General features: G+C 63.8%; 28 protein-coding genes. 14 read left to right on the top strand and 14 right to left on the bottom strand.

The window, feature by feature from the left end; translation table 11 throughout:
* Nucleotides 1–47 precede the first annotated feature (47 nt).
* Nucleotides 48–323, top strand: coding sequence for a hypothetical protein (locus VGV07_RS21865; protein WP_326870854.1), 276 nt, complete (start codon nucleotides 48–50; stop codon nucleotides 321–323).
* On the opposite strand, the gene VGV07_RS21860 is transcribed toward VGV07_RS21865, so the two are convergent.
* The 4 genes from VGV07_RS21860 to VGV07_RS21845 all read right to left on the bottom strand — a co-directional run bounded on the left by VGV07_RS21860 (nucleotide 316) and on the right by VGV07_RS21845 (nucleotide 4359).
* Nucleotides 316–2097, bottom strand: coding sequence for a hypothetical protein (locus VGV07_RS21860; RefSeq protein WP_326870853.1), 1782 nt, complete (start codon nucleotides 2095–2097; stop codon nucleotides 316–318). The two genes, VGV07_RS21865 and VGV07_RS21860, sit on opposite strands and share 8 nt — an antisense overlap.
* Entirely contained in the window at nucleotides 2097–3455 is a 1359-nt protein-coding gene (locus VGV07_RS21855) for a hypothetical protein (protein ID WP_326870852.1), read from the bottom strand. Before VGV07_RS21855 ends, VGV07_RS21860 begins: the two co-directional genes overlap by 1 nt.
* A gap of 2 nt (nucleotides 3456–3457) precedes the next feature.
* Nucleotides 3458–3622, bottom strand: coding sequence for a hypothetical protein (locus VGV07_RS21850; protein WP_326870851.1), 165 nt, complete (start codon nucleotides 3620–3622; stop codon nucleotides 3458–3460).
* 143 nt (nucleotides 3623–3765) lie between these two features.
* On the bottom strand, nucleotides 3766–4359 hold the full coding sequence (locus tag VGV07_RS21845; protein WP_326870850.1) for a hypothetical protein: 594 nt from the start codon (nucleotides 4357–4359) through the stop codon (nucleotides 3766–3768).
* Between the two features lie 92 nt (nucleotides 4360–4451).
* Here VGV07_RS21845 and VGV07_RS21840 point away from each other — a divergent pair, with 92 nt between their 5' ends.
* Nucleotides 4452–5264: a hypothetical protein gene (locus VGV07_RS21840; protein ID WP_326870849.1), complete on the top strand. Its 813-nt coding sequence runs from the start codon at nucleotides 4452–4454 to the stop codon at nucleotides 5262–5264.
* 8 nt (nucleotides 5265–5272) lie between these two features.
* Here the strand turns inward: VGV07_RS21840 and VGV07_RS21835 are convergent, their stop codons facing one another.
* The 7 genes from VGV07_RS21835 to VGV07_RS21805 form a co-directional block, all read right to left on the bottom strand.
* The gene (locus VGV07_RS21835) at nucleotides 5273–5947 is read right to left on the bottom strand and encodes a helix-turn-helix domain-containing protein (RefSeq protein ID WP_326870848.1); all 675 of its coding nucleotides are present in this window, start codon (nucleotides 5945–5947) and stop codon (nucleotides 5273–5275) included.
* Nucleotides 5944–6186: a hypothetical protein gene (locus VGV07_RS21830; protein ID WP_326870847.1), complete on the bottom strand. Its 243-nt coding sequence runs from the start codon at nucleotides 6184–6186 to the stop codon at nucleotides 5944–5946. Before VGV07_RS21830 ends, VGV07_RS21835 begins: the two co-directional genes overlap by 4 nt.
* Nucleotides 6183–6461: a hypothetical protein gene (locus VGV07_RS21825; protein ID WP_326870846.1), complete on the bottom strand. Its 279-nt coding sequence runs from the start codon at nucleotides 6459–6461 to the stop codon at nucleotides 6183–6185. The genes VGV07_RS21830 and VGV07_RS21825 overlap by 4 nt, the downstream gene beginning before the upstream one ends.
* Before the next feature lie 239 nt (nucleotides 6462–6700).
* Nucleotides 6701–6919 carry a hypothetical protein gene (locus tag VGV07_RS21820; RefSeq protein ID WP_326870845.1) on the bottom strand — a complete coding sequence of 73 codons (219 nt, stop codon included), beginning with the start codon at nucleotides 6917–6919 and terminating at the stop codon, nucleotides 6701–6703.
* Nucleotides 6916–7110, bottom strand: a complete 195-nt coding sequence (locus VGV07_RS21815) for a DNA-binding protein (protein ID WP_326870844.1) — start codon at nucleotides 7108–7110, stop codon at nucleotides 6916–6918. Before VGV07_RS21815 ends, VGV07_RS21820 begins: the two co-directional genes overlap by 4 nt.
* Nucleotides 7111–7195: 85 nt before the next feature.
* Nucleotides 7196–8248: a hypothetical protein gene (locus VGV07_RS21810; protein WP_326870843.1), complete on the bottom strand. Its 1053-nt coding sequence runs from the start codon at nucleotides 8246–8248 to the stop codon at nucleotides 7196–7198.
* Nucleotides 8249–8338: 90 nt separating this feature from the next.
* The gene (locus VGV07_RS21805; protein ID WP_326870842.1) at nucleotides 8339–9556 is read right to left on the bottom strand and encodes a site-specific integrase; all 1218 of its coding nucleotides are present in this window, start codon (nucleotides 9554–9556) and stop codon (nucleotides 8339–8341) included.
* A 559-nt stretch (nucleotides 9557–10115) separates the two neighbouring features.
* On the opposite strand from VGV07_RS21805, the gene VGV07_RS21800 reads away from it, so the two are divergent.
* The 4 genes from VGV07_RS21800 to VGV07_RS21785 all read left to right on the top strand — a co-directional run bounded on the left by VGV07_RS21800 (nucleotide 10116) and on the right by VGV07_RS21785 (nucleotide 12318).
* Nucleotides 10116–10478: a hypothetical protein gene (locus tag VGV07_RS21800; protein WP_326870841.1), complete on the top strand. Its 363-nt coding sequence runs from the start codon at nucleotides 10116–10118 to the stop codon at nucleotides 10476–10478.
* A 46-nt stretch (nucleotides 10479–10524) separates the two neighbouring features.
* Nucleotides 10525–10680, top strand: a complete 156-nt coding sequence (locus VGV07_RS21795) for a hypothetical protein (RefSeq protein ID WP_326870840.1) — start codon at nucleotides 10525–10527, stop codon at nucleotides 10678–10680.
* Entirely contained in the window at nucleotides 10677–11951 is a 1275-nt protein-coding gene (locus VGV07_RS21790; RefSeq protein ID WP_326870839.1) for a DUF2254 domain-containing protein, read from the top strand. The genes VGV07_RS21795 and VGV07_RS21790 overlap by 4 nt, the downstream gene beginning before the upstream one ends.
* 184 nt (nucleotides 11952–12135) lie before the next feature.
* Complete coding sequence (locus VGV07_RS21785; RefSeq protein WP_326870838.1) at nucleotides 12136–12318, top strand: hypothetical protein; 183 nt, start codon at nucleotides 12136–12138, stop codon at nucleotides 12316–12318.
* A 15-nt stretch (nucleotides 12319–12333) separates the two neighbouring features.
* On the opposite strand, the gene VGV07_RS21780 is transcribed toward VGV07_RS21785, so the two are convergent.
* Complete coding sequence (locus VGV07_RS21780; protein ID WP_326870837.1) at nucleotides 12334–12576, bottom strand: DUF2188 domain-containing protein; 243 nt, start codon at nucleotides 12574–12576, stop codon at nucleotides 12334–12336.
* A 189-nt stretch (nucleotides 12577–12765) separates the two neighbouring features.
* Here VGV07_RS21780 and VGV07_RS21775 point away from each other — a divergent pair, with 189 nt between their 5' ends.
* Nucleotides 12766–14421 (top strand): Na/Pi cotransporter family protein, encoded by a 1656-nt coding sequence (locus tag VGV07_RS21775; RefSeq protein WP_326870836.1) that lies wholly within the window; start codon nucleotides 12766–12768, stop codon nucleotides 14419–14421.
* A gap of 17 nt (nucleotides 14422–14438) precedes the next feature.
* Here the strand turns inward: VGV07_RS21775 and VGV07_RS21770 are convergent, their stop codons facing one another.
* A complete protein-coding gene (locus VGV07_RS21770; RefSeq protein WP_326870835.1) occupies nucleotides 14439–15185 on the bottom strand; it encodes a GntR family transcriptional regulator in 747 nt (248 codons plus the stop codon).
* A gap of 163 nt (nucleotides 15186–15348) precedes the next feature.
* Between VGV07_RS21770 and VGV07_RS21765 the strand changes: the two genes are divergently transcribed.
* On the top strand, nucleotides 15349–15909 hold the full coding sequence (locus tag VGV07_RS21765) for a hypothetical protein (RefSeq protein ID WP_326870834.1): 561 nt from the start codon (nucleotides 15349–15351) through the stop codon (nucleotides 15907–15909).
* On the opposite strand, the gene VGV07_RS21760 is transcribed toward VGV07_RS21765, so the two are convergent.
* Complete coding sequence (locus tag VGV07_RS21760) at nucleotides 15878–16051, bottom strand: hypothetical protein (RefSeq protein WP_326870833.1); 174 nt, start codon at nucleotides 16049–16051, stop codon at nucleotides 15878–15880. The two genes, VGV07_RS21765 and VGV07_RS21760, sit on opposite strands and share 32 nt — an antisense overlap.
* A gap of 218 nt (nucleotides 16052–16269) precedes the next feature.
* Here VGV07_RS21760 and VGV07_RS21755 point away from each other — a divergent pair, with 218 nt between their 5' ends.
* From VGV07_RS21755 to VGV07_RS21730, 6 genes are all read left to right on the top strand, one after another.
* The gene (locus tag VGV07_RS21755; protein ID WP_326870832.1) at nucleotides 16270–16431 is read left to right on the top strand and encodes a hypothetical protein; all 162 of its coding nucleotides are present in this window, start codon (nucleotides 16270–16272) and stop codon (nucleotides 16429–16431) included.
* Between the two features lie 90 nt (nucleotides 16432–16521).
* Nucleotides 16522–17376: an aminoglycoside phosphotransferase family protein gene (locus VGV07_RS21750; RefSeq protein WP_326870831.1), complete on the top strand. Its 855-nt coding sequence runs from the start codon at nucleotides 16522–16524 to the stop codon at nucleotides 17374–17376.
* 282 nt (nucleotides 17377–17658) lie between these two features.
* Nucleotides 17659–18921, top strand: a complete 1263-nt coding sequence (locus tag VGV07_RS21745) for a sugar ABC transporter substrate-binding protein (protein WP_326870830.1) — start codon at nucleotides 17659–17661, stop codon at nucleotides 18919–18921.
* Nucleotides 18922–18989: 68 nt separating this feature from the next.
* On the top strand, nucleotides 18990–19925 hold the full coding sequence (locus VGV07_RS21740) for a sugar ABC transporter permease (RefSeq protein ID WP_326870829.1): 936 nt from the start codon (nucleotides 18990–18992) through the stop codon (nucleotides 19923–19925).
* 2 nt (nucleotides 19926–19927) lie between these two features.
* The gene (locus VGV07_RS21735) at nucleotides 19928–20761 is read left to right on the top strand and encodes a carbohydrate ABC transporter permease (RefSeq protein WP_326870828.1); all 834 of its coding nucleotides are present in this window, start codon (nucleotides 19928–19930) and stop codon (nucleotides 20759–20761) included.
* A 12-nt stretch (nucleotides 20762–20773) separates the two neighbouring features.
* Nucleotides 20774–21811: a LacI family DNA-binding transcriptional regulator gene (locus tag VGV07_RS21730; protein ID WP_326870827.1), complete on the top strand. Its 1038-nt coding sequence runs from the start codon at nucleotides 20774–20776 to the stop codon at nucleotides 21809–21811.
* The last annotated feature ends 47 nt before the right edge of the window (nucleotides 21812–21858 follow it).

The raw sequence follows: 21858 nt of genomic DNA, 5'->3' as shown, positions 1-21858 counted from the left end.
GGACGCCTTCCTTGCCGAACGCCTCGAGGCGGAGCACATTCCAGGCCATGAGCGAGCAACGCCCCGAGATAGAGTTACCGCGGCATGAATATCGCCGGGCCTTTGACCGCCCGTTGGCGAGCCCGAAGCATCTGCGCATCGCTTTCGCTGGCTTTCTGCTAGCAGCAATTGCCGGCAGCTTGTTCTGCGGGCTGGTTGTCCCGCACCTCTGGTGGCTACAGCTGTTCGTGATACCTATCGCGATGTATGCCGGGGCGACGCTCGCCGGTTTGTGGCCTAATTTCTTCTTCGGCAACGATCCGTCGAAGGACGATTTCACCTAGCCACTCCGTATCCCTGCAGCAGCCCTGCGAGGCCTCGGCGCTGATCCTCGAAAGCTGGATTGGCAGCGTTCACCGAGACAGTGCGGAAGGTGCCATCGATCATCGGCGGTGCTTTCCGAGGAAGCTGGGGCAGCCCATTGGGCAGCGCCGCCTGAGCGCGAACGGCATCGGCTGCCTGAGAGGCACTCCGGTTCAGAGAGCCGCCGGCGATCCTGCCCGCCGTTGCCTTGCCTACGCCAGCAACCGCCGCGCCGATCGGGCCGCCCGCGACCAGGCCGAGCACGGAAGCGGGGATCGACCCGCCCGACGCCAGATCCTGCATGAAACCCTGGATCGTTCCACCCTGCACATAGCGTTCCATTGCCGACAACTCGGCATCGGCGAACCCGCGCCGCTTCTTGTCGCTCTTGAGGATCTTGACGAACTCGCCGCGAAGCCCTTTCGCGAACCCGTCCTGGTGCAGGCCGGCGTCATAGATGGCCTTCTCGATGGTCGAGGTCTTTTTGAACCGGGCCCAATCCTTTCGTGCTTCGCCCCATAGCCGCACGGCGTCCATGCCGGCCTTGCCGTTGGTGCTGAATGCCTGAACAGGCAGGTTCTCGAAGAAGTCGTCGAGTTGCTTCACCATGGCCATGCCGATAGCGGCCTCAGCCGGGTCGTTCGATTTCGCGGCATTGCGGAAGGTGCGGTTGAGGGTCATCGCCTGCTTCACCGTCATTGCACCGTTTGCGCCGAACTGACCGAGCGCATCGAGGGCGCCAGCGAGTTTGGGGTACCCACCCACCAACTGGCCCGACTGGAGCAGGATACCCTCATTGACGAGCATCGAGCGAATGTCATGGCTCAACAGGTTGATCGCCTTGCCGTCGACAACGGCGCCAGTTCTTTCTGCCGCCTTATAGCCCGCTCGCGCCTTCGTCTTGATCGCTGATGAGGTCGGGGCTGTGCCGATTGCGGCCCTGGTGGCTGATGAGGCTGCTCGGTTCGCCGGGATGGAAAGCACCTTCTGTGCCCCACGAGCGACCAGCGGCGCGGCTACTCCAGCGCCTGCTCCTACGAGCGCCCCTATACCGGCCGCCGGTAGTCGCTGATCCAGCCCGCCATCGGTTGAGCCGAACCCATATGCTCCGCCTGATGCTGCGGCCCCGGTCAGGCCCTTGAGCGTCTGAAATGCGGCTGGCGCCTGCGAACCGAGCGCCATCGCGCTCTTGGCCGCCATACCACCGGTGCCGAGACCGCCAGCTACCTCCGCCAGCGTGCCCCAGCCACCCAGCTGCTCGCGTCCCAGGTCACGCCGCGCTGCCTCTAGCTCCTGCCGCACAGCATAGACATCACCCATGCCGGGCCCCTTTCCGCCGAATAGCTGGCCAATGCCTGCGCCGAGCGCATCCATGCCCGCTGTCATCTCGTCGGTCGCGCCGAAAAATAGGCCGTGCTGGCTGAGCTGGGTGGCGTCGTACGGTGCGAGAGGGCCCGCGTTCGAGATGCCGGGGATCAGCGTCGGCTGTCGCTCGGTTACGCCCTGGCGGAACTTGGCAGCATTTGTCTGCGGCGCGACGAGCGCGCGATACTTCTCCAAGGCGGCGTCGTAGCGCTCCTGAGCGGTCGGCTCTGTTGCCTCGTTCTCGACGATGGGATCATTCGCCCAGAATTGGCCGCCGCCTGACGCTGGCATCGCGCCCGCTGCAGCCATCGGCATTGCGCCGGGCAACGGCCCCGACTTCGGTGCACCGGCCGGTGAGACGATCGGATCAGCTTCCCAGAAATTGGCCATCAGGGTTTCACCCGCACTGTCCCGTCTGGGGCGACGTACTGCGTGCCGGACGGAAGCGCCTGATATTGGGCAGCGTCGGTGATCTGCTGGGGCTGCTGGCCGAAGGCTGGGAACTGCTCGGGCTGCCTGATGAAGCGGCTCGGATCGACGCCGTAGCCTGCCGCCCGGTCGGTGAACTGGCTATTGATGTCCGTTAGGTTCCCCGCCGCCGCGCCGTACAGCTTTTCGGCGTTGGCGAGAAACTCCTGCCGTTGGGTTTCCGGCAAGCGCTGGCCGTTGAGCAGGCGGGACACCATTCCCTGGACCTGCTCGCCGAAGTCACCGGCCTGCGCCGCCATGGCAAACTCGCTCTCGCGGACAACCGAGCCGGGATCGAGCATGCGCATGTAGCCGTAGAGCATGGCCATGTCGCCGGCCCCGGACTGCTGCTGAGCGCTCTCGCGAACACGCTCGTATCCACCCTTCACCGCCTCGTAGGTCTTGGCAGGATCGGAGTTGGCGTACTGCGCATAGAGGTCCTTTTCGAACCCGAACAGTTCCTTGAGGTCGGGGGCGTTGGCTCCGGGAGCCGATAGCCATTCGCCCGAGCCGGTGTTGAACAGGTTCCCGTCCCCGGCATTGATGAACTTGTCCGGGCTCCGCTCCAGTTTGTACGCTTCGGCAAAGGGCAAGGCCCCGGCCTCGACCGCAGCGCGCAACTCGGGATCATTGATGAAGGTCGCGTTGCCCTTGTTCTTCGCGCTGATCTTGGCCTGTTCGGCGAGTTGGCTCCGTCGCTCAGACCAGGCCTTGAATGCGTCGTTCTGATCGAGATAGCCGCCCTCGAGCCCTTCGAGGATATCGGCATAGTCGGGGCCTGCATTCTTCAGGTTGAACAGCAAGCCGTTCTTGCTCCCCTGGCCCTTTGCCCATTCCGACGCCTTCATCCGGCGTTCGTCATCCATGGCCGTAAAGCGGGGCAGTTGGGAGAAATCCATGCCATCGCTGAGGAGCGCTGACCCGATACCTTGAAGCAGCCCGCGGTTCTCGGCCGTCCACTTTCCGACGCCGCTGTCAGCGCCGAAAATGGCGCCGAGGATGCCGGGTCGGGCCGCGTACGGATTTTCCGAGGCCGCGGCCATCGCTCCGACCGAAGTGTCGGTGGGCTGCATCTGGGCCGAATATTCCTGCACCTGACCTGACGACGGCGGGCGCGTCGTCGGACTAGCGCCCGCCAACGTCGGCAACTGGCTGATGTCACTGCCCCGGTTCGCGCCCGCCAACAACAGTTCGAGGAGGCCTTGAGGCTGGGCGGTGCTGTAACCGCCAGGGCGCAGGGCGCGGGCGAGTGGCATCGGCGCGGTGAGTGCGGTGGCCATGGCTATGCCGCCTGCACTTCGCGCTGCAGCGCTTGTCGGACCAGCTCAGAGGCAGTGACACCGCGCTTGGCGGCGGCCTCGAAAGCCGCGTGCTTTTCGGCCGGTGTGATCGCGACCTTCAGCAGCTCCGAGAGGGGCTGACGGGTCGGCAGAGTGGAAGTGCGCATCGCTGGGCATCCTTAGGCAAATCAGGCCTAAGAACTGTACCACGAAGAAGAAACGACAGCAAATTCAATAACTTACAGTGCATACGGATGCTAGCCGATGTCAGCGGCTATCTACTGGTTGCGGGCTGCGCGTTCGACCTGGCTCAGGTCAGCAGTTCTTCACCGAAACCTTTGCCGTCCTCCCTACGGTAGAAGAACTTCACATTGACCTCGAACAGCTCGGCCGTCCTGAACAGCGTGTCCCGAAGCCGGGCTCGATTGATCTTCTCGGAGTCCTTGAGGAACAGTAGGTGGTAGAGCGAGGCCCAGAAGATCGCGGCCTTGTGGAAGTGGATATCGTCCACGGGCCCGATCACCGAAAAGCAGTCCGTTTTCGGAATCAGGTAACCCGCCATGTCCTCGTGCACCATGGAGCAGGCGGAAAGGAAGAGCCGCTTGTTCTGGAGGTGAGGCTTCAGGAGATCGGCCAACTCATCGTAGTCGATCTCGTCAAGGTTCGTCGTGCACATGCCCTCGGGGTCGCCATGCGCGGAGATGTGCAGGTATCGATACCGAGATCGGCCGAACTCTCGGATAGCGTCCTCGAACTGAGCGCGTGTCCTGACGTACCGGTATTCGGGCAGCTTCCCGTGCAGGCGAAGCATGTTGGAGATTATGCTGCCTTCGAACCTGCCATTGCCCTCATCATCAGGATCGAGGCTCTCGATGATGAAAACATCCGGCCTTGTCTTGAGCACTCACCCCTCCGTCTCCGTATGTCGGTGCGCTATGGATACGGTATCGATAGGACAGCCGCAAACTGGCGCGGTGCATGCCACCGGAGAAAGTCATGACCGAGTTCGAAGGCGCCGACGATTTCGACTATGACGACGGTCATCAGGAGCCGTCCTTTGAGCCATACGATCTAACTGCCGCGCTGCTCGGTCTGAAAATGCTGGGCGAGGACATGTATCTTTCGATGCAGGCCAACAACATCGGTGTCGTCGATAACTTTCTGAACGACGTCGAATCGCAAACGCTTCAGGAGATGGCCGCGGAGGACAGGACGCCGACGACTGCATTCTTCCTCCAGGCGCAGACCCAGATGTGGATTTTTGCGGTCTACGAGTTGATGCGAACCTGGCGGCAGCGAGCGAGCGACATGGTCAAGTGGCACGACAACCGTTTGCTCGACCAGATGATATCTAAGTACCGGAAGCCACTTAGGTATAAGCACTACGGGCGCGAGATGTTCGCCAACCAGCTCCAAGAACTGAAGGACGACCCGGCGGTGGTCAGCGCCTTGCGAGCAGACCTGCTTAAGACCGAGCAGCCGTTCAAATGGATGGAACTGCTGAGGATGACGCTAGCTAAGCACGAGGTCGCGAAGGTCCCCGGTTCAATTGCCTTCGCTCCTGGGTATGGACGGATTAGCAACTGGACGGGGTCAATTCAGTACGAGATCTCGAACGACGTCGCAGTGTTTGGCACTTTGAGCCGGCGAGACATCGCGAACTCGTTCCGGGCTGTTCCGACAAACCCGCTCCCGAGCGAAAGCGACATGGCGAGTTTCAGGCAGTTCCTCAAGGATATGAACGCTCTCGAGGATCCTTTCGAAAGCGTGGTGCCCACAGAGGCGCCGGACACTGCTCCGGACGAGTGACCCGACCATCACGCATCTCCTCGATCCATTCGCTGCAGCCTAGGGGTGACGAGGAGCGCCGGTGCACCGCGCGGTTGCACGCTGCTCGTGTGGGCGGCCTCGCGCAACCGCGCTCCACCACGTTCCTGCCCACCACCCCCCTGGTAAACTACTAGTGGTGTCGTGGTGGAACCGTCGTTTGGGCTCTCGGGTGTCGTGGTGGAACCGTAGGGCCGGTTACTGTTTGATACCTGCTCCACCACGACACCCGTTCGGTTCCGTGTCGACACCCGATGGGGTTTCCTGGTGGAACCGGCTTCTGATTTTCGCCAGCGCGCAAACTCCTTCGTCGGCATCACGCCGGTGACGTCGCACCTGAATTCTGTGAGCCGCCATTCGGTGGCGTGCCGATGTTTCAGACGGAACGCGCCCTGCTTCACCATCACCACGAACCCGTGGTCCTGAAGCTTGTCCAGCGCGCGCATCGAGGTCTGCTTGCTGACGCCCAAGTCGTCGGCGATCTCGGCCAGCGAGTACGGTATGCGGCCGTTGTTGCTGTCAGGGCCACCGTAGCGTCGAGCGAGCTGCAGGTAGACGCAGCGGGCCACGCAGTCGAGATCGCGCCAAGCCTCGGTGTCCGTGAGCCAGTGGTAGAGCCGCACATGGCGCGACTCTTTCTCTTTCATGCGTTTCACCGCGCTCATGGCCGCACCCCGTCGTGGCCAGCGACCAGATCCTTGACGGGCTCGTGCAGCTCGAAGTCGATCCGGGCCCGCTCGGCCTCCACGATTGCCTCGTGGTAACTGTGACCGAGCCAGACCCCAAGCCGTCCGCCGTCGACTTCGACGATATCGACCCAGAACACCCGATTGCCTGTGACGACGCCGGCGACCTTGGTGATGCCGGAGTCGAGCTCAACATGGTGAGGACGCCAGTCGGTCATTTCGACGCCCTCCGGAGTTCGGCATGGAGTTGCTGGTGGTGCTTGCGGCAGAACCAGCGGACGATCAGTGGCTGCGCGTAGTCGTCGTGATGAGCGTCGACACGGAAACTGCCGCACACCTCGCACTTGCCGCGTTTCAGTTCGCGGCGACGAAGGGCGACAGCAACGGCGCGATGGGCGCGAAGCTTGTTGCGGTTCTTGGCGTTCCACTTGTTCTGAGCGGGCCATACCTTCTCCGCTTCACCGCCGACTTCGTTGATATCGATGGTGGTCATCAGCGCGCCTCCTGATGACCGAGGCCGGCCAGCTCGGCGAGCCTGTTGCAGACGCTGGGCGACAGCCTCGTCCTCCTGAAGATAACCAGCCCGGCGCGGGTGAAATCGGTCAGGGGGAAGGGTTGATGATGTGCAGAATTCTTGCGGCCGAGGCCGCCTTCGGGCATAAGCGTTTTAGTCATTCGACGACTACCACGGGACCGGGGCGTGCCAGCCTTTGGTCCCGTTCCTTTTGCTGGTTAGGACTGGCTGGTGGACGTGCGGACGCGGTCCTCGAGGAACTTGTCGAGGTCTGTCTGGCGGTATCCGATTTTCTGAGGCGAGAGGCGGATGAAGGTGGGGCCGTTGCCGGCGATCCGCATACGAGCCAGAGTCGAGATCGACAGCGTTAGATATTCCGCGGTCTGGATGGGCGTCAGCAGGGCGCCGCGAATGCCCTCGTGCGCGTCCGTCATCATGCCGCACTCCGCGGCGAGAATGTCGGCAGGCTGTCGAGGTAAGCTTGCGCGTCGGCAGCCAACACAATGGTGCGGTTGCCACTCTTGCGAGCTTTAAGCCGGCCAGCTCTGATTTCCTCGTACGCCTTCGTCCTGCCGATGCCGGCAATTTTCAGGAAGTCGGGGAGCTGGTATGCGAGGGGATGATGCATTTGAGTCCGTCCGTGTCCGAGTGAACACGGCGAACCTGAGTGTCCCGGCGAACCCGAAAAAGTCCTCCGAAAAGCCCCCGAAACCTTATTTTCGGGGCGAAACCTCGCGATGCCGATCGCGGATTCTGTTCTCTATTGTCTTTGGGGTGAGCGGCGGCAGGCCCTTGTGGTTGGCGGTGAACCAGTCGTGAAGAATGTCCGCCTGCTTGCCGACAGACTGCACGACCTCAGGCGGGGATAACCGCGCGCGACGTTCGAACTCTTCCAGCACCACATACATCGACGAAGGGCGTCCTGGTGCGCCGGTCTGTGAAAGGGTGGATAGCGCCTCGTTTCGCCAAAGCGACTGGACCTCGGTGCGCCTAAAGGTGATCCGCGAAAACACCACGCTGCCGACCCGCAGTCGTTCGTCTAGTCCATTGCCAAACTCTAGCTGGCCATAAGTCCAATCGGATGGTTTCAGCTGAACGGGTTGGCCCGTCTCGGAGGACATTGCGGTCGCGAGGATGTCCCCGTTCTCTCCTGCACTGGCCAATCGTTTGTATGCATCCTGACTGTCGAAATGTGCCGGATCGTCCTCATCGTCGTCCTCGTCGATCATCTGGCCCACGGCCAGGAGGGCGAGGGATGCGTCGGGCCAGCCATGCGCTCGTCGCCAAGCGCTCATTTGCCACCTGACACGCTCGATGTCAGTTGTCCCAATCCATGCGCAGACCATGGGGATGGTCCATGTCGGCATGGACGCCGGATCATCGAAGTCCTTCGGGTTCGGGAGCGGTTGCCAGCCGTTGTGATCGAGCCATTGCCGAAAGCTGCTTTCCCGGACGAAAAGCGTGCGGCCTACGTAGCTCGACCACTCCGGTGGAGCGTGTGTCGGTACGGCGTCGTGCAGGATCTCGAGTTCAGTGAACCCTTCTACCGACCAGAGATGCGGCGGAACCTCAAACTCCCCCTGCCGATCCGGGTATCTCACACTCGCTCGAAGCTGATCGTGTGCCATGGCATACTTGAACTGGGCGAGGTGCTCGTCGGTCAGCTTCTGCTTTTCGGCGATCTCTGACGGCTCGGGCCAGGTGTCATTGTAAGTCTCGAAGGCCCGCCGGAGCGAGATATAGCCTGTCGGCTGAGGGTCGTTCACGTCGCTACCTCTGCGAACACCTGATGGCGCACGGGGAAGCCGGAGGTGTGCCCGGCTTGTCGGATGGCCGTCCTATCCCCGTGCTTCTCGCTATGCGGATGGCCCTCGCTTGAGCGGGTACACGTTGTCGTCGGTCGGATCGGATGCCGGCGTCGGCTTTGGTGAAAGGCGGTCCGCGATCCGCTTGGCGATGGCATCGGCAGCCACACGCTGAGGATCATTGGCTAGGTGGGCGTAGCGCTTTGTCGTCTGGGGCTGGGTGTGGCCGAGCAGGGTACCGACCATCACGAGTGAGGCGCCGCCCTCGACACCTACGCTGGCGAAGGTGTGGCGGAGATCGTGGAGCCGGACGTCATCCAGCCCCGCCGCCTTCCGAATAGCGCGCCATGGCTTCTGGATGTTGACCAGGTGCGCCTTCTCGATGTCGCCGACGATGATGAAGGGATTGTCCTTCACCTTGGCGAGCCCATTGAGCACCTCGAGCGCGGGCGCGTTGAGGTGGAGCGTTTTCCGACCGGTCTTGGAGTCGGGAAGGCGGATAGTGCCTTTCGCGAGATCGACCCACGACCACTCGGCAGTCAGAATTTCGCTAACGCGGGCGCCGGTGAACAGCAGCAGCCGGATTGCCGCGACGACGTACTGGCGTTCGTCAGCGGCAAGCGCTTTCCCTAGGTTGCCGAGTTCGTCGGGTGCAAGGAACCGCTCGCGCTTCACCTCGTCGTACCGTTCGACGTATCGGCAGGGGTTCTCGCCGGCAGGGCGCAGCCCAGTTTTCTCGGCCCAGCTGAACAGCTTCGAAAGGATCGCGATGACCTTGTTCGCCATGGTCGGAGTATCGCTCAGGTCCTGATGAAGTTGCTCCATGTCGGCTCGGCCGATGTCGCCGATCGGACGACGCCGGAGCTTCTCGGGCACGTGGAGCTTGAGGGCGCGCTTATACTCCTCGGCGGTTCGGTCTTTGGTCTTGAGGTCGACGTGAGCTTTCTCGAAGCTAGTGATCGTCTCGCCGAAGGTCTTCTCGGCTTTGCGCCGATCGCGTTCTTCTGCCGGGTCCTTGCCTGTCTTGACCATGCCCAGCAATTCCTTGGCACGGGTGCGAGCCTCGTCGCAGGTTACTGGACCCAGGTGGCCGAGCGTCACTCGACGCGTCCGCCCCTTGGCGCCGCCAACACGATACTGGATCAGGAAGACCTTCTTGCCGGCCGGCGTGATCTTGACGCCGAAGCCGGTGAGCTCGTCGTCCCAGAGGTAGGCGTCCTTGTCCTGCTTGACCGCGGTATCAACGATCCGCTTCGTGAGGCGAGGCATGTGTGGGTCCTGCTTACTGGAGCAAATCGGCTAGTAAGCAGATAGTAGGCATGTCGCGTTCAATCGGCAAGCATCGGCTGATACCAGTTGATCCCGGAACCCCAGATATCAGCGACCTTGTGATATCGGCTGATACCGGCTAATTCCGGCTGATCCCACTAACCCCCACATTCGTAATGAGGGGGTCGCTGGTTCGAATCCGGCATGCGGCACCACCCTTTCCGTTCTGTCGACCAGCAGGGGCAAGCGCACGGATCTGTCCGGGTCAGGCGTTTGCGGATTTGGTCCTCTGACATCCGATTTGCCGCCTTTGGCTTGAGATCGCCCCGATCCCGGCGACTATCGCCACGACCCGGTCGCCTCGACAGTCCGCTCGGACCGCCGCACTTCGCCGTTCGATGCAACGGCGTGCACGGTCCCGTCTCCGTTCCGCCATCCAGGGGTTAAGGACACGGCGCAACCATGCACTCCGCCGTCCGTTGACCAACAGGTGCCTCGACCGAGGCGGCAACGAAAGGACAAGATCATGGCAGTGGGCCAAAGCAGCGGAAGCGGCGCAATGACCAACCTGAACGATGATAAAGTCCGGAAGGACGACATCCTCAGCAATCGCGACAAGGCGCAGCGCCGCTCGGGGCAGAGCCTCGATGGCACCGGCGTGCAGGTGGCTGAGTACAAGAACGTACCGACCAACCAGCGCCCGGCATCGGATGAAGCATCGCGCGGAGACGTGCCGGAAACCATCACGACCGAGGAGACAGAGACGAGGGACGGCGCCGAGAAAGCCGAGAAGACCGACCGTCCGGGCTTCGACCTTGGAGGCTCCACCGGCGATACTTCGGCAGGTAAGGGCCTTGGCCTTGGTACGGACGCGAAGGAAGATCGAGAAGGCTGGAAACTTCCGCGCGGCAAACAAGGTTGACCAGCGCGCTCGCTACTCCCTCCGCGTGGGTTGATTGGAATACCGGATGAGCTGGACGGACCTGTTGTTCCAGGGCTCGAACGGGTTGGTACGCACTGCGGTTGTGGGCTTGCCGGCCTATGTGCTTTCCCGGGTCGCGGGCGAGCGTACGCTGGTCAAGGTGCTCAGCGCACCGCTTGGTCCAGTAGGTGACAGATCGTGACACAGTTGTCGTTCTATCTTCGTCAACTGCTGAACAAGATGTGGTTCTTGCCCGCCGCGTTCTCGGCCTTTGCAATGCTGACGATCGGGCTGGCGTTCTACGTCGCGCGGTGGGCTCCGGACGAGTTGCCGTTGACGATCTCGCAGCAGGCCATCCAGTCGGTCCTCGAGATTCTGGCCACGAGCCTGTTGACGGTTTCCGTCTTCGCGCTCTCGACGCTGGTCAGCGCGCTGTCCTCCGCCTCGGCGGCGACTTCGCCGCGTGCGGTCGCGCTGATCATCGGGGACCGGGGTGCGCAGACGTCGATCTCGGTGTTCATCGGCGCGTTCCTGTTCTCGATCCTTGCGATCCTGGGGCTGTCTGCGGGCATTTACAGCTCGGCGGGTCGCATGCTGCTGTTCTCCGTTACGCTGGCTGTGGTTGCAGTGGTCATCGCCGCCCTGATCCGGTGGATCGCCCAGATCTCCAATATCGGCCGGGTGGGTCACACTATAAGCCGAGTGGAGGAAGCCACCGCCGCGGCCCTGCAATTGCTGGAGAAGCACCCGCTATTCGACGGTCACCCCCTCGAGGGAGCGCCCGTGGGCCAACCCGTTCGCGCCGACAAGCTTGGCCATGTCCAGCATTTCGATGCGGCGCGGTTGCAGAAGCTTGCTGAGAAGCACGAGCTCCGGATCGCCGTCACGGCGAGACCGGGCACCTACGTCTCACCTCTGCGTCCGCTGATGCACGTGGAGGGGCATCTCGAAGACGAGTTGGCCGCCGAGCTGGTGGATGCCTTTGTTATCGGGGACCAACGCAGTTTCGAGAGCGATCCGCGCTTCGGTTTCATTGTACTGGCGGAGATCGCGGACCGGGCACTATCGCCAGCCGTCAACGATCCGGGTACCGCCATCAGCGTAATCGGCACGGTTACCCGGCTGCTGGTTCATTGGCAGCCGGGCAAGACCGAAGGCGATGTGGTTTACGATCGCCTGTCCATTCTGGCGCTGGCGCCTCAGGATCTGCTTGAGGACGCATTCCGACCCATCGGGCGTGACGGCGCTGCGACGATCGAAGTCGTGGTGCGCCTGCTTGTCAGCCTCGAGGTGATTTCGACTGTGAATCAGCATCTGCGTCCCGCCGCTCTTGCCGTTGCACGTGATGCGGCCGGTCGGGCACGCAAGGCGCTCAGCGCTCCGGCCGACCTTGAAACGCTGGAGGGTGCCGCGAAGTTCGCTGAGCTGGCGGCCGGAGTGACAGACATCAGCGGCGTTGAAGCTCGTCCGTGATCGCCACCTGTCGATCGCCCCTTGCAGAAGAGGCTCTCCCGGTCTTGCGCGCGTCCATGCGAGTGGAGCCGATGCGCTGCGTCGGCGTCAGGCGTTGCCCTCGGCGGCTCGCGGCCACATCGAGCATTGCAGCTTGCCTAACAGCCGCCCCGCGGGTGACAAGACCCGACCACGGAGAGCCTCAATGCTAGCGACGAGCGAAATTGCCAAACTGAAGCGCGAGATCGCCACGTTGCGCGACATTGTCGGGCAGAGTCGGCCGGGCACCAAGAACCCGATGAGTTCGGCGGAACGGCGGTCGCTCAAGTCGGAGATCGATCGCTGTATCCTCGAACTCGACGAACTGAGGGGCAAGCTGTCGCAATAGCGGCGGTTTGGCTGGTCAGTCGTCCTTGACCTCGGTATCGGGACGGTCGGTGCCCTCGGCGATTTCCTGATGCCAGACGCCGCGCGCGTCTTCGTACTCGATGCCGTCGGTGGCGCCGGCGACGCGCTGGCGCCGGGCGGCGGCTTCGGCGGCCTCGTGCGCGGCGGTGTGGGTGCGGAAGGTCTCCGACAGCACGTCGCCCACTTTGTAGGCCCAGCCCCCGTCATGCTGGACGACTTCATACTTCACTGTGGTCATGGCGGCTCTCCTTGGGATGCACTGGCAATGTAGGGTGCGCGGCCTATTGTTGCGAGCATGGCCGTCACTCCGGTCTGCCGCCTCAAATCTCTCGTATTCGCGCGGGATTCATGACGAACGCGCCGAAGCAGCCTATTGTTGCAGATCAACGCGCGTGTTGCGCATCAATTGAGATGAAAGGGCCAGCCTGTGACCGCCTATCTCTTCCTGTTGCATGTCGCGGGGGCCGTGACGCTGATGCTGTGGGCGGTGCATATGGTGCATACCGGTACCGAGCGCGGCTGGCGCCCGGAGATCACCGGGCTGCTGCGGGCGACGAACGGGCCGGTGCGCAGCGCCGCAGTCGGCGCCGGGCTCGGGCTGGCGCTGCAGAGCTCTACCGCGGCGGGAATGCTTGCCGCTGCCTTCGCCTCGCGCGGCATGTTCGCGCTGGCGACGGGGCTCGCCATCGTGCTTGGCGCCAATTTCGGTTCGGCGCTGGTGGTGCTGATCCTCAGCCTCAATCTGAGCCTGCTGCCGCCGGTGCTGCTGGTGATGGGTGGGCTGCTGTTCTTCAAGGGCAAGTCACGCCGGGTGAAGCAGAGCGGTCGGGCGCTGGTCGGGCTCGGACTGATCTTCGTGTCGCTGCAGCTGCTCAGCGAGGCGACAGCGCCACTCGGCAACAGCGCGGTGCTGCCGGCGGTGGTTGCCTATCTCGGCAGGGAGCCGCTGACGGCGCTGCTCGCCGGGGCGGCGATCGCCTGGCTGTTCCATTCGTCGGTGGCGACCATCCTGTTGCTGGTGGTGCTGTCACAGCACGGGGTGCTGCCGTTCGAGGCGGCGGCGCCGCTGCTGCTCGGCGCCAATATCGGCACGGCGATCGGGCCTTTCGTGTTGACGCGGAACAGCAGCATAGAAGCCAGGCGGCTGATGGCGGGGAACCTGATCACCCGGCTCGCCGGCGCGGTGCTGGCGCTGGCGGTGATGCTGTTGGGCGGCTCGGCGCTGGCGGCGGGCTTCAGCCCGGTGCAGCAGCTGGTCGGATTGCACCTCATCTTCAACGTGGCGCTGCTGCTCGTTGGCCTGCCGCTGACCTCGGCAACCGCGCGGCTGATGGAGCGGCTGATCCGCGCGCCGGCGATGAGCGACCCGGCTGCCGCCATCGGGGTGCCGCCCAGCTGCCTCGACGAGACGGCCGTGGGCGATCCGGGCATGGCGCTGGCTTCGACCACTCGCGAGCTGCTGCGCATGGCTGAGATCGTCGGCCGGATGTTCGAGCCGGTGATGGAAATCTATAAGGCCGGCGACGCGGAAAAGATCCGCCAGGCCCGGCTGATGGAAGCGGCGATCGACCAGGCACAGAGCGACATCAAGCTCTACCTGGCGCGGGTGTCGTTCGACGGCGACAGCAACAGCGCGCGGCGCGGACAGGATCTCGCGGCTATCGCCGTCAATCTCGAATATGTCGGCGACGCCATCACCAAAACGCTGCTGCGGCTTGCCGAAGTGCGGCGCGAACAGCGGCTCGCGTTCTCGCCCACCGGCTGGCGCGAACTGGCGGAACTGCACAGCCAGGTGGTCGAAAACATGCAGCTGGCGCGCAACGTGCTCGTCACTCGCGACCTCAACCAGGCGCGCAAGCTGGTGGTCGAAAAGACCCGGATGCGCGAGGCGGTGGCGGCGAGCCAGCGCCAGCACCTGCAGCGGCTGAAGGACGGCACCGAGGCGAGCCTCGCCACCTCCAACCTCCACCTCGAGACGCTGCGCGCCATGAAGACCATCAACTCGTTGATGGCCTCGATCGGCTACCTGGTGCTCGAGGAAGCCGGCGAGGTGCTCGACCACCGGCTGAAGCCGGCGGGCTAGAACCGCCTCGGCAGAGTTCAGCCGCCGGGCTGCGGGCCCGGGCCGCGGCGATAGACGCGCAACTCGATCACCTCGGGTACGTGCCACTCGAGCGACAGCATCACCGGGCGGCCGGCTGTGTCGTGGTCGACCTGCCGCAGGTGTTGCAGCGGCGCGCCCACCGGCACCTTTAGCAATTCGGCAAGTTCGGCATCGGCGTTGACCGGGGCCAGCACGGCCCGGGCGTGATCGACGGTGTGGCCGCGTTCGGCGAGGAGCTTGTAGAGCGAGTCGCCAAAGGCCGCGAGGTCGGTGCTCTCGTCGGCGATATCGGTCGCTAGGCTGTCGATGGAGAACACCGCCGGCCGGCCGTCGGCGCTGCGCACGCGGCGGATCACCACCACGTCGGACCCCGGCGCGAGGTTCAGCGCCGCTACCACCTGGTCCTCGGCCTTCACACGCTTGGCGCCCAGCACCTGTTTGGTGACGCTGAGGCCGGTGCTTTCGAGATACTCGGTGTAGCTGAAGTTGGTATCGAGCGAGTTGCGCAGCCGCGGGCCTTCCGTGACGTAAGTGCCCGAGCCCTGGCGGCGGACGACGTAGCCATCCTCGATCAGGCCACGCACCGCTTCACGCAGGGTGATGCGGCTTACCGCGAAGCGGGCGCAGAGCGCATCCTCGTTGGGCAGTTTCGAGCCGGGCGGGAACTCGCCTTCGATGATGGCGCGCCTGAGCTCGGAGCGGACGACGTCGGGCAGCAGCGGGCGCGTTCTGGCTTGCAGCATGGGGATCTCAGGCGGGCTGGCAACGGCAATTGATTAGTCGTCTCATGTTCAGAAAGGCCGGGCAACCGGATTGCTGAGGTTGGGCGCAACTGTCGCGGGTTGCGGGGGGCAAGGCAAATCCGGCATGGTAGCGGGCAAACCAATGGCCGGGGTTTGAGGCACGATGAGTTACGACGCGCTGGTGTGGCTGCTGGTCGGCCTCGGGATCGGAGTCGCAGGGAGCCTGATGCTGTTGCTCGGCTATTCGATGCTGGAGTATGGGCGACTGAGCCGGCGCTTCCGCGAGGCGCGCGCCGCAGTAGCGGCGGCAGCAACGCCGGACGTCGCGGTTGTTCCCCCTGCGCCCAGGACCTCGTTGCTGGCGCGACCCGTTGCAGGGCCGGTGGTGGAAACAAAACCCGTCGCCAAAGTCGCAACCGAGGTGAAGCCGACGGTGACGCCAAGGCCGACCGCCGAGGCCAAGCCGGCTCGTCCGGCTTTGGCTGTTGTCCCCAAAGCGGGCCGCCAGCCGGCTGAGCTTGCCAAGGCTGCGCCTCCGGTCGCGGTTGAGGCCAAGCCGGCCGCGGTGTCAGCGTCGAAAGCTCTTTCCACGCCGCTGCCCAAGCGGCCGCAAAGCGTCGATGCGATCTTCGCCGAAGCATTCGCTCACGATCGGCTGACGGTGTTGCCGGAGCCGGACGAAACGGCCGCCGCTAAGCCCGAGGCCGGAAAACCGCCAGCGTGAGCGCGCCGAGCGCCAGAAACAGGCTGCCGAGCAGCCGGCTGTCGCCGACCGAAAGGCGGATATATGGCACCCATTGCCGGTAGTACGGAAACAGAAGAATGAGGATGGCAACAAGGAGTGCTGCCAGGCCTACGGACCGCATATTGCCCCTCCGCGGTTGCGGAAACACTGACACAGCCGATGACGCTTAAATTCCGGTTCGGAGAGTATCCGCTCAAACCGTTAACGGAAATTATGCTTTGTGCATCGAAGCCCGATCACCGGAAACTGAAGTCCCGGTCACGCAACTCCGCCTCGGCTACGGGCGTTTCTTCGCGCAACGGCGTGGGAATAACTCCACGCGGCCAAGGAGACGTCATCATGCACAAGGCAGAACTCGATCGCCTGCTGGAGAAGACCGTCGCCGATGCGCTCGGCGTTCGTATGCCAACCCACCGGCGGGCGCAGCCGGACAAGGCCAAGCATCATGCCAAGGCGCCACGCCGCCACAAGCAAATGGTGCGGGAACTGCACCCGGCTTGATTGGACTTTCTCTCCGCCTCGTCTAGATTCTTGCCCGCTTGATGGGGAGTCGTGACGATGGAGGGGGTGCCGGCAGCGGAGATGGCGCGATTGCGCGCGCTCGTCATCGGCACCCTGCCGCAATTCGCGGGTGGTAACTTCGTCTCGCTTACCGAAGGCTGGGACAGCGTCGCGCTCGAGTGCGACGGCTGGATTTTCAAGTTTGCGCGCCATGCGGAGGCCGAGGCCAGGCTCAGGCGCGAGGCGGCGCTGCTGGCCTTCCTCAAGCCACGTGTCACCATGCCGCTGCCGCAGATGGTGTTGCATGAGGGGCCGGTACCGTTCTCGCAGCACCTGAAGCTACCGGGTGCTTCGCTGGAAAAGCCGCAATACCTTGCCCTCGACGAAGGCCGTCGCAACGCGCTCGCAACGCGGATGGCGCAGCTTTATGCAGAACTCCACGCGCTGCCGCTCAATCGCATGCAGGCGGTGGGCGCGGTCGGGGTCGATCCGTGGATGAGCCCCGACGAAATCATCGCGCGGACCGAGGAGCGGCTGCCTCGTGGCTACAAGGGGTTCATGAAGCGTACGGTCGCTGCCTATCGCAAGCTCAGCATCGCCGGCGACGAGCTGGTTTACGGCTATTTCGACGGCCATGGCTGGAATATGGCGTTCGACCACGAGACCGGCATGCTCAACGGGGTGTTCGATTTTGCCGACTCGGGTTTCGGCTCGCGCCATCGCGACCTCAGCTATTCCAACTGGATCTCCGCCGACCTGACGCTGAGGATCATCGATCGCTACGAGGAACTGGCGCGGGTCAAGGTCAACCGCGAACTGGTGATGCTCTATTCATCGGCCCTTCGCCTGGCCGAGTTTGCCGAGGGGTTTCTGCCCGATGAACAGGCGACGGCCAACGTCGTCGACTGGGTGGCAGAGCTGAAGCAGCTCGGACTGAGCCAGTAGGCCCTACCTGCACGGTGCTGCAGGGCGTGCCCGGCACGCGTTGCTCTGCCCGGACGACCCCCGCGGGGAGAGCGGCGGTGCAGCGTGCGAAAAGCTTTTCCTGATCTCTTGCGCGTGACAGGAAAACATGCGACCTAAGACTGAGAAAAGCTTTTCCTGCCTGGTCAACTCATCAACAAGATCCGAGTGGCGGGCGGCAGCGAGGGCTTTTTTGTGGCTGTTTGCCGGGAGGAACCTGCTTGGCAGGACCGGAGGATGGCATCGGCAATTGGGAGGGAACTGATGAGAATGCCAAGACTGTGGCAGATGGCGCTTGCCGCGCTGATGCTGACGACGCCGGTGGTGGCGCAGAGCACCGATCCGCTCGGCGTGGATGATGGCACCGAGCTGACGCTGTGGACGCGCGCTGCGACGCAGGTGCGGGTGGACCAGCTGGTGCAGGCCTATAATGCCTCGCACAAGAACCAGGTCACGGCTACCTACGTGGTGACCGACGATTACCAGACCAAGATCGGCGCCGCGGCTGCCGCCAACGGCTTGCCGGACCTGTTCTCGGCCGACGTGGTGTTCATGCCGAACTGGACCTCTGCCGGCCTGTTCCAGGACATCACGGCCCGTATCGATGCCATGCCCAACATCGACAAGGTGGCGCCAGCCGGCATCAATGTTGCGACCTGGGAGGGCAAGAAATACGGCATGCCGTTCATCGCCGACCTGTCGGTGTGGATGTGGAACAAGAAGCTTTACAAGCAGGCTGGCCTCGACCCCGAAAAGGGCCCGACCTCGCTGCAGGAATTCGCCGACCAGGCCCGTGCGGTCGCCAAGCTCGGCGGCGATATCCACGGCACGTATTTCGGCGGCAATTGCGGCGGTTGCAACGCTTTCACCTGGTTCCCGATCGCCTGGGCCGACGGTGAGACGATCATGAACCCCGAAGGCACCGAGGCGCACTTCAACAGCGACGAGTGGAAGTCGATCTTCAAGGTCTTCCACGACCTCGTTGCCGACGGCACCGTGATGATGCCGGAAAGCAAGGATGAGGCCGGCCCGACCTGGACCTCGTTCTTCCCCAAGGGCGTCATCGGCGTGCAGCCGATGCCGGCGACGCAGATTTCTGCGCTGGTCGGTACCGGACTCGATGATGCCGACATCGGCGTAGCGCCGATCGCCGGCCTCAAGGGCGGCCAGTCGACCTTCGTAGGCGGCGACGACATTGGTATCTCGCGCGACAGCAAGAAGGCCGATGCGGCGTGGAACTTCATCGCCTGGGTGCAGTCCGAGGAAGCCCAGGTCGAGGTGGTGGCCAAGAACGGCAACGTGCTGACCCGCACCGATCTCGCCGACAACAAGTACATCACCGATCCGCGCGTCAAGCTATTCAACACCGTGGGGGCCAACGGCCAGACGCCGCTCGGCAAGAACTTCGGCGCCACCTTCAACGACCCGCAGGGGCCGTGGATCGTGCTGTTCCGTGACGCCGTGTTCGGCGACGCGGCGAACCTCGAGGCCAACAACCAGGCCATGACCGACTCGCTCAGCGAGTAACTTGCAGCGCCCGTCGGTCCGGCGCCCTGCTGTGGGGCCGGACCGATATGTCGAGGTGGGGATATGAAGTGACGATAACGTCGATCTCTGAGGCCGCGCCGGCGGAACGACCGGTCCGGCGCTCACGTATCAACCTGCGCCGCCAGTTGACCGGATTTGCCTACACGATCCCGACGCTGGTGTTCATCGTGGTGTTCTTCCTCACCCCACTGGTGCTGGTGGTGAAGATGTCGCTGAGCAAGTACGGCCTGCTGACCGGCGACGAGGGTTTCAACTTCCCCAGAAACTACGTCTCGATCTGGCGTAACCCGCTGTTCTGGCCGGCGGTTTGGTTCACCGTCCAATACACGGTGCTGGTGACCGTGATGCTGCTCGGGCTCGGGCTTGGGCTGGCGCTGCTGGTGCAAACGGTCACCCGCTGGTCGGCGTTCCTCAGGACGGTGTTCCTGCTGCCGGTGTCGCTCGGCCTCGCCGCTGCATCGCTGCTGGCCTACGGCTTCTATTCGCCCGCCATCGGCCCGATCAGCCCACCACTCGAAGCGCTGGGCCTGATCGACAACCCGATCGCCTTCCTCGGCACGTCGCTGGCGGCGCTGCTGTCGACAACCTTCCTCGTCGTCTGGAAGTTCGCAGGTTTCTACATGCTGGTGCTGACGGTGGGGCTGCAGGGCATTCCCGACGACCTGTATGAGGCGGCCTCGCTCGATGGCGCGTCCAGCTGGCAGAACTTCCGCCATATCACGCTGCCGCTGCTCAGGCCCTCGCTGTCGCTGGCGACGATCCTGTGCGTCACCGGATCACTGCTGGCTTTCGACCAGTTCTTCATCCTGACCAAGGGCGCCCCCGACAACACCACGGTGACGGCGGTGCAGGTGATCTATCGCGAGGCGTTCCAGCGACAGAACCTCGGCACTGCCGCGGCGCTGTCGATCCTCGTGCTGATCGTCCTGGTGCTGATCAACATATTGCAGTTCCGCTTCCTGCGCGGATCGGAGCGAGACTGACCATGATCGCCGGCAAGCAAGACTCCGCCCTCGGCCGCACCCCGTACTACGTCCTGACCGGTGGGCTCGCCATCATCTTCCTGTTCCCGCTGGTCTGGAGCTTTTACGCCTCTGTCAGTCCGCAGGCGGGCACGGCGCAGAGCGAGGGCTTCGGCTGGGGCAATTACCAGACGATGTTCGATTTCGGCGCCGGCCTGCCGACCGTGGCGGGCAACAGCGCGGTGATCTCCATCCTCACCGTCGCCATCACTTTGATCATTTCGACGCTGGGCGGCTACGCTTTCGCCCGCTTCAAGTTCTGGGGCAAGGACGCGCTGTTTCTCCTGACCCTGTCGATCCTGATGGTGCCCTACGCCACGTTGCTGATCCCGCTCTACGTGATGCTCAATGCGGTGGGGCTCTCCAACTCGCTGGTCGGCGTGGCGCTGATGATCGCCATGTTCCAGCTGCCGTTCGCCACCTACATGATGCGCATCTCGTTCGAGGCGATCCCGCGCGAGCTCGAGGAATCGGCGCAGATCGATGGCTGCAGCAGCTTCGGCGTGCTGTGGCGAATCATGCTGCCCTCGGTGGTGCCGGGGCTGGTGACGGTGGGGCTGTTCGCCTTCCTCGCCGCATGGAACGACTTCTTCGCTCCGCTGATCCTGCTCACCGATCCACTGAAGCAACCGCTGCCGGTGACGGTTGCCAATCTCAGACAGCAGACCATGGGGGTCATCAACTATGGCGCCACTGAAGCCGGTGTGGTTGTCATGGCGCTTCCCTGCATCATCCTGTTCCTGTTGCTGCAGCGCTATTACGTGCGCGGCTTCATGTCGGGCGCGGTGAAGGGGTAGAGGGCCAGCCGCATGACCGACGAACGCATCTCCGAGCGCACTGGCCGACACGGCCCGACCATCCGCGATGTCGCGCGGATTGCCGGGGTGTCCATCGGCACGGCCTCGAAGGCGCTCAACGCCAATGGGCGGCTGCGGCAGGAGACCCGCGACAAGGTGATGGCGGTGGCCCGGGAGATCGGTTATCGGCCCAACGACATGGCGCAGAGCCTGCACCGGACGCGCTCGATGACGGTGGGAGTGCTCTCCACCGACTCGTTCGGCCGCTTCACCCTGCCGATCTTCAAGGCGCTGGAGGAGGAGTTCGCCGACCAGGGCATCGCCATTTTCATGTGCAATGCCACCGACGATCCGGAGCGCGAGCGGCAGCATCTCGACCAATTGCTCGGCAAGCGCATCGATGGCCTCGTCGTGACCGCCCGTCGCTCCGACAAGCGCTCGCCGGTGGGACCGCTGCCGCCGGGCCTGCCGGTCATCTATGTGTTCTCGCAGGCCGATGACGAAGAGTCCCTTTCGCTGGTGCCCGACGACGAGAGCGGGGCGCGGCTGGCGGTCAGGCATCTGGCGGAGGTCGGCTGCACGCGCATTGCCTGCGTGACCGGCCCCGAACACTTCGAGTCGGTGACGTTGCGCCGACGCGGCTACTCGCAGTCCCTGCGCGAGGCGGGGCTTCCGGAACATCCCGAATACTACCTGCCAGGACCCTGGTCGGAGGCCTGGGGCCGCGAGGCGGTGGGACTGCTGTTCGACGGCAAGGCCGAGCGGCCCGATGGGTTGTTTTGCGGCAATGACCAGATCGCCCGCGGCGCCGCCGAAGCGTTGCGCGAGCGCGCCATCGACGTGCCGGGACAGGTGGCGATCGTCGGGTTCGACAACTGGAACGTCATGACCGATGCGGCCCGTCCGCCGCTTTCAAGCGTCGACATGAACCTGGCGGCGCTCGGCCATGAGGCAGGGCGGTTGCTGATGGACATGATCGGCGGCGAAACCATCCGCGGCTTGCGTCGACTTCCGTGCACGCTGGTTGTGCGGGACTCGAGCAGTCGATGAAGCATCATCATGCCCGCCCGCTCTGCCTGCGGGTGCGGCCCAGAGGA

Origin of the sequence: Devosia sp. (assembly GCF_035944845.1) — a bacterium.
In the GTDB taxonomy this organism is placed as follows: Bacteria; Pseudomonadota; Alphaproteobacteria; order Rhizobiales; family Devosiaceae; genus Devosia_A.
This window is presented reverse-complemented; position numbering and strand designations above follow the sequence as displayed.